10 protein-coding genes and 2 pseudogenes are annotated in these 13,706 nt (G+C 42.4%); 10 read left to right on the top strand and 2 right to left on the bottom strand.

The window, feature by feature from the left end; translation table 11 throughout:
* The first annotated feature begins 124 nt into the window (after nt 1-124).
* The 5 genes and pseudogenes from L5M11_RS00625 to L5M11_RS00605 all read left to right on the top strand — a co-directional run.
* Complete coding sequence (locus L5M11_RS00625; protein ID WP_263191015.1) at nt 125-2,065, top strand: nucleoside-diphosphate sugar epimerase/dehydratase; 1,941 nt, start codon at nt 125-127, stop codon at nt 2,063-2,065.
* 81 nt (nt 2,066-2,146) lie between these two features.
* Nucleotides 2,147-3,498 (top strand): annotated as a pseudogene (gene glmM / locus L5M11_RS00620) (phosphoglucosamine mutase).
* 317 nt (nt 3,499-3,815) lie between these two features.
* Nucleotides 3,816-4,982 carry a nucleotide sugar dehydrogenase gene (locus tag L5M11_RS00615; protein ID WP_263191012.1) on the top strand — a complete coding sequence of 389 codons (1,167 nt, stop codon included), beginning with the start codon at nt 3,816-3,818 and terminating at the stop codon, nt 4,980-4,982.
* Between the two features lie 35 nt (nt 4,983-5,017).
* Nucleotides 5,018-6,028, top strand: a complete 1,011-nt coding sequence (locus L5M11_RS00610) for an NAD-dependent epimerase (protein ID WP_263191010.1) — start codon at nt 5,018-5,020, stop codon at nt 6,026-6,028.
* Between the two features lie 179 nt (nt 6,029-6,207).
* Nucleotides 6,208-6,354 (top strand): annotated as a pseudogene (locus tag L5M11_RS00605) (GDP-mannose 4,6-dehydratase); the annotation flags it as partial.
* A 26-nt stretch (nt 6,355-6,380) separates the two neighbouring features.
* Here L5M11_RS00605 and L5M11_RS00600 read toward each other — a convergent pair.
* Together L5M11_RS00600 and L5M11_RS00595 are read right to left on the bottom strand one after the other, a co-directional pair.
* Complete coding sequence (locus L5M11_RS00600; RefSeq protein WP_263191141.1) at nt 6,381-7,076, bottom strand: HutD family protein; 696 nt, start codon at nt 7,074-7,076, stop codon at nt 6,381-6,383.
* Between the two features lie 209 nt (nt 7,077-7,285).
* A complete protein-coding gene (locus tag L5M11_RS00595) occupies nt 7,286-7,738 on the bottom strand; it encodes a copper resistance protein NlpE (protein ID WP_131523116.1) in 453 nt (150 codons plus the stop codon).
* 259 nt (nt 7,739-7,997) lie between these two features.
* On the opposite strand from L5M11_RS00595, the gene L5M11_RS00590 reads away from it, so the two are divergent.
* The 5 genes from L5M11_RS00590 to L5M11_RS00570 all read left to right on the top strand — a co-directional run bounded on the left by L5M11_RS00590 (nt 7,998) and on the right by L5M11_RS00570 (nt 13,667).
* Nucleotides 7,998-9,539, top strand: coding sequence for a DUF3369 domain-containing protein (locus tag L5M11_RS00590; protein ID WP_263191008.1), 1,542 nt, complete (start codon nt 7,998-8,000; stop codon nt 9,537-9,539).
* Nucleotides 9,536-10,906: a GAF domain-containing sensor histidine kinase gene (locus L5M11_RS00585; protein WP_263191006.1), complete on the top strand. Its 1,371-nt coding sequence runs from the start codon at nt 9,536-9,538 to the stop codon at nt 10,904-10,906. The genes L5M11_RS00590 and L5M11_RS00585 overlap by 4 nt, the downstream gene beginning before the upstream one ends.
* A gap of 216 nt (nt 10,907-11,122) precedes the next feature.
* Entirely contained in the window at nt 11,123-12,010 is an 888-nt protein-coding gene (gene rfbA / locus L5M11_RS00580) for a glucose-1-phosphate thymidylyltransferase RfbA (protein WP_263191003.1), read from the top strand.
* Nucleotides 12,000-12,539 carry a dTDP-4-dehydrorhamnose 3,5-epimerase gene (gene rfbC, locus L5M11_RS00575; RefSeq protein WP_263191001.1) on the top strand — a complete coding sequence of 180 codons (540 nt, stop codon included), beginning with the start codon at nt 12,000-12,002 and terminating at the stop codon, nt 12,537-12,539. Before rfbA ends, rfbC begins: the two co-directional genes overlap by 11 nt.
* A gap of 33 nt (nt 12,540-12,572) precedes the next feature.
* Complete coding sequence (locus L5M11_RS00570) at nt 12,573-13,667, top strand: NADH:flavin oxidoreductase/NADH oxidase (RefSeq protein ID WP_263190998.1); 1,095 nt, start codon at nt 12,573-12,575, stop codon at nt 13,665-13,667.
* Nucleotides 13,668-13,706 lie beyond the last annotated feature (39 nt).

Genomic DNA, 13,706 nt, shown 5'->3' with positions numbered 1-13,706 from the left:
TTCTATAGTTGTGCATTTTAAGCTATTCATAGTGCTATAATCACGTCTCTATAGATTGCGAGTTTTAGTTGTTAACTTCTAACTTATTGACTATAATGTGAATTTTATTTATTTGGAGCGAAAAATGGAGTTTTTGCAAGGCTTGTTCCGCTTAAAACGTGCTCACAAACGTTTGGTGAGCGTTGTTATTGATTCGGTTTTCCTTTGTTTTGCTTTCTGGGCTGCATTATTGGTTCGAGTTGACGATGTCAACGTACTCATTAATGGGGCTTATTGGGTATTACTCATGGTCGTTGTTCCCTTGAGTGTTGCAGGTTTTGTAAAATTAGGCTTGTATCGAGCCGTATTACGTTACATGGGACTACAAGCACTCACTGCAATACTGTTTGGTGTTATTGCCTCAACAATAATTCTTGTTATCGTGGCTTATTACTCTGAGGCGCAATTACCTCGTACAGTGCCTATCATTTACGCTGCTTTTGCCTTAGTTTTTGTTGGAGGGACGCGTGCTATGGTGCGTTCGCTTGTCGGTTCAGGAATGAAGCGGGTTGGTGAGCCGGTAATAATTTATGGCGCTGGGGTGAGTGGTCGCCAATTAGTCACTGCATTAGTTCAGAGTCATGAATATTATCCATTCGCCTTTGTTGATGATGATGAGTCGCTACATGGCATAGTTATCCAAGGTGTTTATGTTCATTCCCCTTCAATTATTAAAAAATTAATCAATCAAAATTCTGCAACTAAAGTTCTTTTGGCTATGCCTAGTGCGCCGCGCTCGCGTCGACAAGAAATTTTATTGCAGCTTGAGCCTTTGGCTGTGCAAGTGCTTACCTTGCCTGCAATGGCTGATTTAGTAAATGGCACCAAACTTTATAGTGATATTAAAGAAGTCGAAATTGATGATTTATTAGGGCGAGATGCTGTAAATCCAAGAGGCGATCTTCTTAGTGCGAATATTCGTAATAAAGTAGTTATGGTAACAGGGGCAGGTGGGTCTATCGGCTCAGAGCTTTGTCGCCAAATACTCAAGCAAAATCCTAAAAAGTTAGTACTCTTTGAACTTTCTGAATATGCCTTATATGCCATTGAACGTGAATTACGCTTAACGGCGCATGAGTTGGGTTTGGATGTCGAAATTTTCCCCATGATGGGTTCAGTTCAACGTGCTAATCGTATAGAAGCAGTGATGAAGGCTTTTAGTGTACAGACTGTCTATCATGCTGCTGCCTACAAACATGTTCCGTTAGTTGAGCACAATGTGGTTGAAGGTGTTCGTAATAATGTGTTTGGTACCTTGTATACAGCTCAAGCCGCCATTGCTGCGAAGGTTGAAACTTTTGTATTGATTTCTACGGATAAAGCTGTGAGGCCGACCAATATCATGGGAACCACTAAGCGTATGGCTGAGTTGGTTCTGCAAGCATTATCAAATTTAAATAATAATACTCGTTTTTGTATGGTTCGTTTTGGTAATGTTTTAGGCTCATCGGGTTCAGTAGTGCCTTTGTTCAGAAGCCAAATTGCCAACGGTGGTCCGGTAACAGTCACTCACCCTGAAATCACTCGTTTTTTTATGACAATACCAGAGGCTTCTCAATTAGTGATCCAAGCTGGTGCTATGGGTAAAGGCGGTGATGTATTTGTGCTGGATATGGGCAAATCAGTTAAAATTGTCGATTTGGCTGCTAAAATGATTCGCTTAAGTGGTTTTGAAGTAAAGGACGATCTAAATCCGGATGGTGATATAACTATAGAGTTCAGTGGCTTACGTCCTGGTGAAAAACTATATGAAGAGTTGCTGATCGGTGATGATGTTACTGGTACTGAGCATGAGCGCATTATGACTGCAAATGAAATATGTTTGCCTTGGAATGAGCTCGAAACTATTCTTAATAGACTAGATAAAGCCTGTCATGAATTTAATCATGAGGTTATCCGCGACATTTTGCTAACAACGCCAACAGGATTTAATCCGACAGATGGTATTTGTGATCTTGTTTGGTTGCAAAAGAAATCAATAACCGCAGTTGAAGTTAAAAAGAAAGTCGTAACTTTAGTTTCTTAGTCGTATTTTTACTTTAAAAGCCAAATCAAGACGATTTGGCTTTTCTGTTTATGGTTATAGGTAAATTTTTAGGGTTATTTTATGTCTAGGAAGTATTTGGTACTGACGGTGTGCGTGGCAAGGTCGGTGAGTTTCCAATTACGCCTGATTTTGCGATGAAGTTAGGTTGGGCTGCGGGTACTGTGCTGGCGTCTAGTGGAACGAAGGAAGTCCTTATCGGTAAAGATACCCGTAGCAGTGGTTATATGCTTGAGTCGGCAATGGAAGCTGGTTTTTCTGCTGCAGGCGTTAATGTTGCGCTTATTGGCCCTATGCCCACACCCGCGGTGGCGTATTTAGCCTCTACATTCCGTGCTGACGCAGGGGTTGTGATCAGCGCATCGCACAATCTATTTTATGATAATGGCATTAAGTTCTTTTCTAATTCCGGCACTAAGTTAAATGATGCCCAAGAACTTGAAATCGAAGCCTTGTTAGAAAAGGCGCTTAACCAGAATGCAATGCAGTGTGTTGCTTCTGAGAAGCTAGGTAAAGTACGCCGTATCGATGATGCTGCTGGTCGCTATATTGAGTTCTGTAAAGGCACATTCCCAAATCATTTGTCTTTAGCGGGATTGAAGATCGTGGTTGATAGCGCCCATGGCGCCGCATATCACATCGCCCCCAATGTTTACCGTGAACTCGGTGCTGAAGTGATTAGCATCAATGATAAACCTAATGGTGTGAATATTAATGATCACTGTGGGGCTACGCATTTAGACAGTTTGCAAACTGCGGTTATGGTGCATGAAGCTGATTCAGGTATTGCGCTTGATGGTGATGCAGACCGTGTCATGTTTGTCGATCACAATGGCCATATAGTTGATGGTGATGAGATTTTATTTATTCTTGCCCAGGCAGCCCACAGCAAAGGTGAAATGACAGGTGGCGTGGTTGGTACCTTAATGTCAAATCTTGGCTTAGAGCTTGCGCTTAAGCAGATGGATATACCTTTTGTTCGGGCTAAAGTAGGTGACCGCTACGTTGTTGAGCAACTTAAGCACACAGGTTGGCAACTGGGCGGCGAAGGTTCTGGGCATATTTTGAGTTTAAAGCATGCTTCAACGGGTGATGGTATTGTGGCGTCCCTGCAGGTACTTAAAGCCATTTTAGAGTCAGGCAAACGTTTAGCCGACATTAAAGCGGGCATGACTAAGTTGCCGCAGGTACTTATTAATGTGCGTTTATCATCAGGCAGTGCCGACAGCATTTTGGCTTTAGACAGTGTTAAGCAAGCCGTGGTAAAAGCAGAAGGGATTTTGGGCGACCAAGGACGCGTACTATTACGTAAGTCCGGCACAGAGCCTTTAATCCGAGTGATGGTGGAGTCAACGGATAATCTGATGACTCAGACTCAAGCTGAATATATCGCAGATGCGGTACGAGCAGCCTAAACCTGAAATTTGTGATGCTTAACTGTTTTAAGTGTTCATTCTTTTTTAAATGCCAATTCATTTGAATTGGCATTTTTGTTTTAGGCTGTTTGATAGATATTTTGTAGGAGTTTTTGGTTATGTGGCAAGGTGTATGCAATTGATTAAGTTATGCTTAGATTAGCCCTCTGATCAAGCTTGATAGCCCAACGACTACAGTACAGGTAGTAAAAGGTGCTGAGCGGTAAATTTTACTTGTTAGGTAGTTAGTACGTCATGTTTAATACTCTTGTCAATCGAGCTCATAGTTACTGTGAGTAAATAAAGGAAAGGCTTAAATGAAAATCGCAATTGCTGGAACTGGGTATGTTGGTTTATCAAATGCCATGCTTCTTGCACAGCATAATAATGTAATTGCAGTTGATATTGTTCAAGAGAAAATTGACTTACTCAATAATAAAATATCGCCAATTGTTGATGCAGAAATTTCTGAATTTTTAGTTGATAAATCGCTGAGTTTTTCTGCTACCTTGGATAAAAAGTTAGCCTATCAAGATGCTGAGTTTGTCATTATTGCTACGCCTACGGATTATGATCCCAAAACTAATTATTTTAATACATCCTCCGTTGAGGTAGTGATCCATGATGTGTTAACGATCAACCCTAATGCGGTAATGGTGATTAAATCAACTGTACCGGTGGGATTTACTGCTAAGGTTAAGCAAAAATTCCATTGTGATAATATTATTTTTTCGCCCGAGTTTTTGCGTGAGGGTCGGGCGCTTTATGATAACTTGTATCCATCACGAATTATCGTGGGTGAACTCAGTGAGCGCGCAAGCGTTTTTGCTGATTTACTCGTGCAAGGTGCTGTAAAGAAAGACATTCAAGTATTATTTACCGACTCAACTGAGGCTGAAGCAGTTAAGTTGTTTTCAAATACTTACCTTGCTATGCGAGTGGCTTTCTTTAATGAGCTTGATACTTATGCCGAGACTCGTGGATTAGATACCCGACAAATTATTGAGGGAGTGTGTTTAGATCCTCGAATAGGCAATCACTACAATAATCCTTCGTTTGGTTATGGTGGCTATTGTCTACCAAAAGATACTAAACAGCTTAGAGCAAATTATGCGGATGTACCTAATAGTATTATCGGGGCGATTGTTGATTCTAATACTACCCGTAAGGACTTTATTGCTGATTCAATTCTAAGCCGTAATCCTCGAACGGTAGGTATCTATCGCCTGATCATGAAATCAGGCTCCGATAACTTCCGAGCCTCAAGCATTCAAGGGATTATGAAACGCCTTAAAGCGAAGGGATTAGAGGTAATAGTCTATGAGCCTGTACTACACGAGAATGAGTTTTTTCATTCTCGTGTAGTGAGAGATCTTGCTGAATTTAAAATTGAAGCCGATGTTATTATATCTAATCGCATGGCAGCAGAACTCTCCGATGTTATTGACAAGGTTTATACCCGTGATTTATTCGGTAGCGATTGATTTTATTGGGTAAGTGCTGAATTTAGGATGTGAAAATGAAATATTTAGTGACAGGTGCAGCAGGTTTTATTGGAGCGAAGGTTTGTGAAAGGTTGTTGGCTTGTGGTCATACTGTTACTGGTATTGATAATTTAAATGACTATTATGATGTGTCTTTGAAATTAGCTCGGTTAGCATTTATCGTCAGTGATACTTCATTTACATTTATTAAGTTGGATATAGCGGACCGTGACCTTGTTTCGCGTTTATTTATTAATGAACGTTTTGATCGGGTTATACATTTAGCGGCGCAGGCTGGTGTTCGTTATTCAATTGAAAATCCAATGGCCTATGCTGATAGTAACTTAGTGGGCCATCTTAATATTTTAGAAGGGTGTCGACATACAAAAGTACAGCATTTGATTTATGCTTCATCTAGCTCTGTTTACGGCCTAAATGAAAAAACACCATTTTCAACCTCTGATTCTGTTGATCATCCTGTATCCTTATATGCGGCGACCAAAAAGTCTAATGAGTTGATGGCACATAGTTATTCGCACTTATACAATATGCCTACCACTGGCTTGCGATTTTTTACTGTGTATGGCCCTTGGGGGCGACCTGATATGGCGCCCTTTATTTTCACTAAGAAAATACTAGAAGGTCAACCAATTGATATTAATAATAACGGTGATATGTGGCGTGATTTTACCCATGTTGACGATATTGTTGAAGGGGTTGTGCGTATTGCAGATGTGATACCTAGGCGTAATGAACATTGGAAGGTTGAAACTGGCACGCCCGCTGGCAGCTCTGCCCCTTATAAAGTGTATAATATCGGCCATGGAAGCCCGATTAATTTGATGGATTTTATCCAAGAGATTGAAAGGGCGTTAGGTAGAGAAGCCATTAAAAATTACAGGGAAATGCAGGCCGGTGATGTTTATAAAACCTATGCCGATACGGCGGACCTGTTCATTGCAACTGGCTATAAAGCTAAAGTTAGCGTTCGAGAAGGCGTTCAGAGTGTCGTTCATTGGTATCGTACTTACTACAAAGTGAGTTAACTTTGTTAGAGCTAATATAGATGTACACGCTTTTATGATGGCCGAATTTTTTAGATTCGGCTTTTTGTTTTGCTAACCTTTTACTTTTTGGGTTAGCGATATGCGAATACGCATTACCAGTGGAGCCTGCTTTATCGGTTCTGCCTTGGTCTTTATGCTGATTGGTCAAACGACGTTACAGACCTGGGCATGATGTGCGTTATGCCATTGATGCGAGCAAGATCCAGCGAGAACTTGGTTGGCAACCATTAGAGTCCTTCGATTCTGGGCTCAGAAAAACCGTCGAGTGGATAGTGGCTCGGTATTTTAACGCGCCAATTGAGTAATATTGGAACTTAACCTGCAAATACTGTTATAGAGGACTGGCAGTAATAGACACTTTAAGTAGTCTACTTGGTCTTGTTGTTTTTAACGTTATACCATCGCCTTGTTGGAAAACGAGAATATCATAGGGCATGATCTTGATAAGCTTGCCATTGTGCTCCCATGTCATGGTATCTAAGCAGCAAAGTATTTGGATGATAGGGACGTAAGCTTCAGTTTTTTGCAGTTCATTTGGATAGTTGTTTGAGGTTGCAATCTGTTCTTCGATAAATGTGTCATCAAAGCTAAGTTTTTGCGTATGCGCTTTAAATGCGCCGCGTTTGGTCATGACATTGAAATCAATAACATCACTGCCTAATAATTGACTTGTTATTGAGGTTTCACCAGTAAAGCAGAATGGGCTATCTGTGGGTGTGAGTCGTTTATACTCAGTTGTATCTGTATTTCCTGATATCTTTTCTCCAGCTCCAAGGCCATTTATCTGTTTTGTCCTTTCATGACTATTGATGCTGAGTTCAACACCATCACCTTTCAGAATGACCAGTTGCCTGTCTATGCCAATAAATGATGAAAAAGGTCCGTTGCTGCTAATACTTGCAATGCTGATCCGATAATCAAATTCAGTAAGTTCGGCATTGATGGGGGAAATGAGTAGCTGTTTTGTGCTTCCACCACCATTTTTCCATGGCGTTGATGGGCAATCTTGATAGCGGATCAGTTGCATGGTGTTATTCAAAATAACCTCTTTATTATTTAAGAAGGTTTGTTTCGCCTTTCTTAGCTTCACAACTTCTAAAGCATCGCTTTGCGGTTGCAGAACATTTCTGCGTGACTTATGGATAACGGTACGGAGGCTTTGCTCTTACGGTAAGTGCAGCGTTCCGTTATCCATAATCTAATACCGCAGCTGAGTGCTAGCTGCCAGCTCTGCTTTTATAGACCTTTCTTTTTCAACACATAATTTGCAGCAAGTTCGCCGGTGATCCGTTTGCCTTCAGTGTCTAACATGATCAACTGATTTTCACCGACCAAATATTGTGTACCATCTTCTAGAGTGATTTTCTGGCCCAGTTCGTCCCATGTCACTTTACCCATCAGTTTTAAAATCTTTTCATCTTTACCTAAATAAACTGTTTCTTGAACAAAGCTATTATCAGCTTGCAAAGTGATTAGGGTTTGCATTCCTTCACAACTGGCGCAAGGCAATACGCCTTCATAACTACCAGCCCAATCGAGCGAGTTTTGGCTGGTATCACCTACTGGGATGGATTTTGCCGCTTCTGTTTGAGCTTGGGCTGTATTGACTGCCGTTTCTTCTTTTGGGGCTTCTGAGCAAGCCGTGGTGAATAAAGCCAGCAGTGCGATGTAACATAGTGATTTTTTCATAGTAGCTCCAATAGAAATTTTGGGAATTATGCATCAAGTGCACTCATCATACCCGCCAAGGCTAGGATAGGCTAACTTTTGCTATTTCTATTTTTATAACAATAGCTTAAGTTGTTTTTGTGTGGGTTTTAAGTGGCCACTATGTTAGTTGTTAGTCCTAAGCGGTAATTAATGGGATGATAATTTATCCTTTGAAACTAGTCACTTTCAAGATTGAATCTATACTAAAACGTAACTATTCATCGTAAACGGTGGTTTTGTGGCGTTATTTAAGAAAAGTGCTGATGTTATCGAAGATACATCCCATAAGCCTAAACAAGGCATTTGGAAGGTGGCCATTATTGATGATGAACCTGGGATCCATGATGTAACTCGATTTGCGCTAAAAAATCTGACCTTAGATAATCGAGTCTTGCAGTTCTACTCCTGTTACAGCGCTACTGAAGGTTTAACATTATTTCAAACTGAATCAGATATCGCTTTGGCCTTTATTGATGTCGTCATGGAAACCGATCATGCAGGCTTAGAGTTAGTCCAAAAAATTCGCACTGAATTAAATAACCACAGTACCCGCATCATTTTACGTACGGGCCAGCCAGGGCAAGCACCTGAAGAGCAAGTTATTCGGGATTTTGACATTAATGATTATAAAGCTAAAACAGAGCTCACCGCGGCTCGGCTTAAGTCTTGTGTGTACACCTCATTGCGCTCCTATCGCGATATAAAAATTATCGAGCAAAGCCAAAAGGGGATGGAGAAAGTGATTGCTGCTTCCACCTCTGTACTTAAGAGCCATACATTGCATAACTTTGGTAGTGCAGTGCTCGAACAGACCTTGCAGCTGCTCAATCTTGAAAGCTCGGCACTTTATCTCACGAGTTATCATCAAGACCTTTACCTCGATACTCAAATGAATCTGCTGGCCGCCACGGGAGATATGATCAGTTACTTTGAAGGTGGCAGCGTTGAGACTCTGCCAGGGGATGTGCGTGAACATATTATTGAAGCTATAGCGCTAAAAACCTCGCTGATCCGTGACAATATTTATGTTGGATTTTATGAGCTTAGTGGTCATGTCACCAGTATTCTCTATTTACAACACAACACTAAGTTAACGGATTTTCAAGTCAGCATTCTTGAGCTATTTGCGGCAAATGTGAGCTTAACCTTTGAGAACTTGTCGGGCCGCGAAAATGTGCAGCAGACACAAAGGGAGCTAATTTTAATCATTGGAGATGCCATTGAGCAGCGCAGTAAGGAGACTGGAGCCCATGTGCGCCGAGTAGCGCGCATGACAGAAATGCTCGCGATTGCTATTGGTATGAAGGCAGACTTTATCGAAACCATTCGTTATGCGGCGCCTCTTCATGATGTAGGCAAAATCGGTATCCCTGAGAGTATTTTACATAAGCCCGGTAAACTCGATGCCGAGGAATGGGCGATTATGCAAACCCACGCAGAGAAGGGTTATAACCTGTTGGTTGGCTCAAATCGTATCATTGCCAAAATGGGCGCTAGAATTGCTTATACTCACCATGAACGTTGGGATGGGCAAGGTTATCCCCGTGGGCTATCGCAGGAAGACATTCCTATTGAAGGCCGCCTGATGGCGATTGTTGATGTAATTGATGCTTTGCTTTCCAAGCGAAGTTACAAAGAGGCTTGGTCTGTTGAGGCGGTGCGCGAGTACATCTTAGCGCAATCGGGTAAACAGTTTGATCCCGTGTTATGTGAAGCAAGCCTTGATTTGTTAGATGTGTTTGCCTCCCTACATATTCATATTCCGGACGAGCCGCTATGACCCGAATGCTTGATCGAATTTTATTTGATGTCAGTAAGTCTCAGGTTATTGATGAGGGTGATCTCATTCAAGCATCACAACTTATCGTGAGCTCAATTTGTAAGGGATTACTGATATCTCGGGCGGGCATTTGGTTGTTGAGTCCGGATAATCAGAGCATCACTTGTTATTATTCACTCGACAATCAGCAGCCACAAGAAGCGTTAGTGCTCACTCGCGCGCAGTTTCCCCATTACTTTAGCCTGCTCGACAATGAGCGTACAATTGTCGCCAATAAGGCGCAAACGGATCCCGCCACTAAAGAATTTGTCGAAACCTATCTGAAACCGAATCAGATCTGCTCTTTGTTGGATAGTCCTATTCGTCACCACGGAAAAATGGTGGGGATTATTTGTTCTGAACATCAGGGCGAGGCGAGGGAATGGACTCGGGATGAGAAGGCCTTTGCCTCGGCACTAGCCGACCTTTTTGGCCGAGCCATGAGTGCTAAAGAGATCATTGAATATCAGCAACAGCTCAAGCTCATTAATACCGATCTTGAGCATAAAGTTGAGCTGCGCACCGCAGAGCTTGAAACGGCATTATCGACTTTAAAATCAACCCAAAAGCACTTAATTGAAAATGAAAAAATGGCGGCCTTAGGCAGCTTAGTCGCCGGTGTTGCCCATGAAGTGAACACCCCCCTTGGCATAGCTGTCACATCAGTGACTCATTGTTTGGATGAGTTATCCCTATTGAAAGGACTCTTTGAGAAAAACGAGCTTGATGAGGATAAATTTGTCAGCTTTATCAATACAATGCAGGATGGTTTATGCTTAATTGAGCGTAATCTTTCCCGCGCTGCAGAACTGGTGCATAACTTCAAGCGTACTGCGGCAGACCAATCGATACTTGAACGCGAGCGCTTTAATCTGAAGAATTACATTTTTCAAATATTTAGTTCATTAAAACCCTTGATGCGTAAGAAAAATATTACTTTAAAAGTTGAACTTGACGATAATATTTTTATTGATTCTTACCCCGGTGCGATCGCACAAATTTTCACTAACTTAGTCGCGAACAGTTTTCGCCATGCTTTTCCCGATGATTTTGTCGGTGATAAGCAAATTGTGATAGTAGTTGAAAAAATGGCTTCGCAGATCAAGATGATTTATGAAGATAATGGTGTAGGCATGTCAGATGAAGTGAAAGCCAAAGCATTCGAGCCCTTTTTTACCACCGCAAGGCAGAGTGGTGGAACAGGTTTGGGGATGTCGATTATTTATAATCTGATCACACAAAAACTGAATGGTAATGTGTCACTCTTCTCAGCGCCTAATCAGGGGTTACGTATTGAGATGCTGATCCCTGAAAGTAGTAAGGGTTGAGATAGGTTAGCGTCTTCTTATATGTTTATTAAGTAAAAGACGAATTGAAATCTTACTGAGCCAAAATGGTATTTAGCTTTTGCGGTTTAATATTCTGTTGTGTTGTTTTTCCTGCATTAACAGCCAACAGCCCTGTTATCTGTTCTTCCTGCTCGCGACATTTTGTATGCTACAATCTTGGCACTTCAACATGGCTTATCAATCCTAAATATTTCAATGAGAAAAGGCATTTTACTGGCGGGCGGTACTGGCTCGCGTCTTTATCCTATGACGCAGGTTGTCTGTAAGCAATTACTGCCCATTTATGATAAACCAATGATTTATTACCCACTTGTCACCCTGATGCAGGCTGATATACGGCATATTTTGATCATTTGTACTCCCCACGATTTACCACTGTTTTATGCATTACTCGGTGATGGTAGTCATTGGGGACTTAAGCTGCAATATGCCGAACAAGCCTCTCCGAAGGGATTGGCTGAAGCACTCATTATCGCCGAGCCATTTTTAGCGGGTGATGCCTGTGCGCTTATTCTTGGGGATAACCTATTCTATGGTCAGCACTTAACGGTAAATTTGCAACATGCTTGGCAAGGCCAATCTGGGGCGACCGTTTTTGGTTACCATGTGGCGAACCCTAACGCTTATGGTGTCGTTGAGTTCGATGACACAGGTAAAGTGCTTTCTATCGAAGAGAAACCTCTGCAGCCTCGTTCACGTTACGCTATGCCTGGCTTGTATTTTTTTGACGGCAGAGCTGCAATATTTGCAAAAATGGTTTTACCTTCGGCAAGGGGGGAGTTAGAGATTGTCGATGTTATCACTCGTTATTTAGCTTTGGGAGAGTTACGGGTCGATATTCTAGGACGTGGGACGGCTTGGTTAGATACTGGTACGCCTGATGCCATGGCCGAGGCGACACAATTTGTTGCTGCCATTGAGAAACGACAAGGGCTAAAAATCAATTGCCCTGAAGAGATTGCATTTCGCAGCGGTTGGATCAATGCGCAGCAATTAGTTGAATTAGCTCAGCCTTTACTCAAAAGTGGTTATGGTGAGTATTTGCTCGGCTTACTCGATAAGCAGGTATTTGATGAAATGTAGTGCAACTGAGTTAGCCGAAGTGTTGGTGTTTGAACCGCAAGTCTTTGGAGATGAACGCGGTTTCTTTATGGAGACGTTTAGGCAATCCTATTTTGATGCCTGCTTTGCACAGCGGGGATTAGAGTCATGTGTGTTCGTGCAGGAGAATCATAGTCGCTCACAACGTAATGTCCTGCGAGGCTTGCATTTTCAACAGCTTAAGCCACAAGGTAAATTGGTGCGAGTTTGTGCTGGGAGCATCTTTGATGTAGCCGTCGATATACGGGCCGACTCGGCCACCTATGGAAAATGGGTTGGGCGAGTGCTATCGGCAGTGAATCATCTGCAAATGTGGATCCCACCGGGCTTTGCGCACGGTTTTTATGTTCTTAGTGATTATGCAGATGTTATTTATCAATGTACCCAATATTATGATCCTGAAGATGAAAGCGTTTTAGCTTGGAACTGTGCCGAGTTTGCCATTGATTGGCCATTAATCGCCGCACCGATTTTATCCACCAGAGATAGCATCGCCAGCACACCCTCATAAAGCCAATCACTGTTTGTATTAAAAGGAATGACAATGAGTTTATTATTTTCGCCTTTAACCTTAGGTCAACTCGAGTTAGCCAACCGCATTATCATCGCGCCAATGTGTCAGTATTCGGCAGAAAACGGCCAAGCAACCGATTGGCATACGATTCATTTAGGGAGCATGGCGTTATCGGGTGCGGGAATGCTCATTTTAGAGGCTACCGCTGTTCTGCCCAATGGCCGAATTTCCTATGCAGATTTAGGCCTATGGGATGACAAAACGGAGGCTGCTTTAGATAAAACCCTCAAATCTATTCGCAAGTATTCAAGTATGCCAATGGCGATACAACTCGCCCATGCGGGGCGTAAAGCATCAACTCGAAAACCTTGGGAAGGTTGCGGCACTATTGCACCCGATGAACATAATGGTTGGCAGACGATAGCACCTTCCGCGCAGGCTTTTAACGAAGGTACAGCATTACCGAGTGCAATGACATTGGATGAAATTGATGAGCTTATATTGGCATTTGTCAGTTCGGCGCAACGTGCCGAACGATTAGGGCTTGATGCGATTGAACTCCATGCTGCCCACGGTTATTTACTCCATCAATTTTTATCCCCACTATCGAATCAACGCATTGACCAATATGGTGGCTGTTTAGAAAATCGTTTGAGTTTATTGTTGGCCGTGTTCGATGCAATTAAAGCAGTGATATCGCCTAAGATGGCACTCGGTGTGCGGATTTCGGCAACCGATTGGGTTGATGGCGGTTGGGATTTAACCCAAAGCCTAGTATTGGCAAAAGCATTAGAGGCCCGAGGCTGTGATTTTATCCATGTGAGTACCGGTGGATTAAGTCCGCTACAACAAATCCCTGTTGCAGAACACTTTCAAGTGCCTTTTGCCGAAGCCATTAAAGCTGAGGTAAACACACCTGTGATTGCCGTGGGATTAATTACGGATGCCAATAAAGCAGAAACTATTCTGGCACACGGGCAGGCTGATGCTATTGCACTTGCTCGCACTATGCTCTATGACCCACATTGGCCTTGGCATGCGGCAGCAATATTAGGTGCAACTGTGAAAGCGCCGCCACAGTACTTACGTTCATCGCCACATGGGATTAAATCGCCAATAAAGTAGTGAGCTAATTTGGCAGTGCAGATTTTACTATTGTAAGTT

The organism is Shewanella sp. SM87, from assembly GCF_025653705.1.
Taxonomy (GTDB): Bacteria; Pseudomonadota; Gammaproteobacteria; order Enterobacterales; family Shewanellaceae; genus Shewanella; species Shewanella oncorhynchi.
The sequence above is the reverse complement of the archived record's forward strand: the minus strand, read 5'-3'. Positions and strand labels throughout refer to the sequence as shown.

Excerpts from the sequence above, each read along its gene's own strand:
- L5M11_RS00600 (WP_263191141.1), bottom strand. The coding sequence starts at position 7,076 with ATGCAACTGATCCGCTATCAAGATTGCCCATCAACGCCATGGAAAAAT.
- L5M11_RS00610 (WP_263191010.1), top strand. The coding sequence starts at position 5,018 with ATGAAATATTTAGTGACAGGTGCAGCAGGTTTTATTGGAGCGAAGGTT.
- L5M11_RS00595 (WP_131523116.1), bottom strand. The coding sequence starts at position 7,738 with ATGAAAAAATCACTATGTTACATCGCACTGCTGGCTTTATTCACCACG.
- rfbC (WP_263191001.1), top strand. The coding sequence starts at position 12,000 with ATGAAATGTAGTGCAACTGAGTTAGCCGAAGTGTTGGTGTTTGAACCG.
- L5M11_RS00615 (WP_263191012.1), top strand. The coding sequence starts at position 3,816 with ATGAAAATCGCAATTGCTGGAACTGGGTATGTTGGTTTATCAAATGCC.
- L5M11_RS00625 (WP_263191015.1), top strand. The coding sequence starts at position 125 with ATGGAGTTTTTGCAAGGCTTGTTCCGCTTAAAACGTGCTCACAAACGT.
- L5M11_RS00585 (WP_263191006.1), top strand. The coding sequence starts at position 9,536 with ATGACCCGAATGCTTGATCGAATTTTATTTGATGTCAGTAAGTCTCAG.
- rfbA (WP_263191003.1), top strand. The coding sequence starts at position 11,123 with ATGAGAAAAGGCATTTTACTGGCGGGCGGTACTGGCTCGCGTCTTTAT.
- L5M11_RS00570 (WP_263190998.1), top strand. The coding sequence starts at position 12,573 with ATGAGTTTATTATTTTCGCCTTTAACCTTAGGTCAACTCGAGTTAGCC.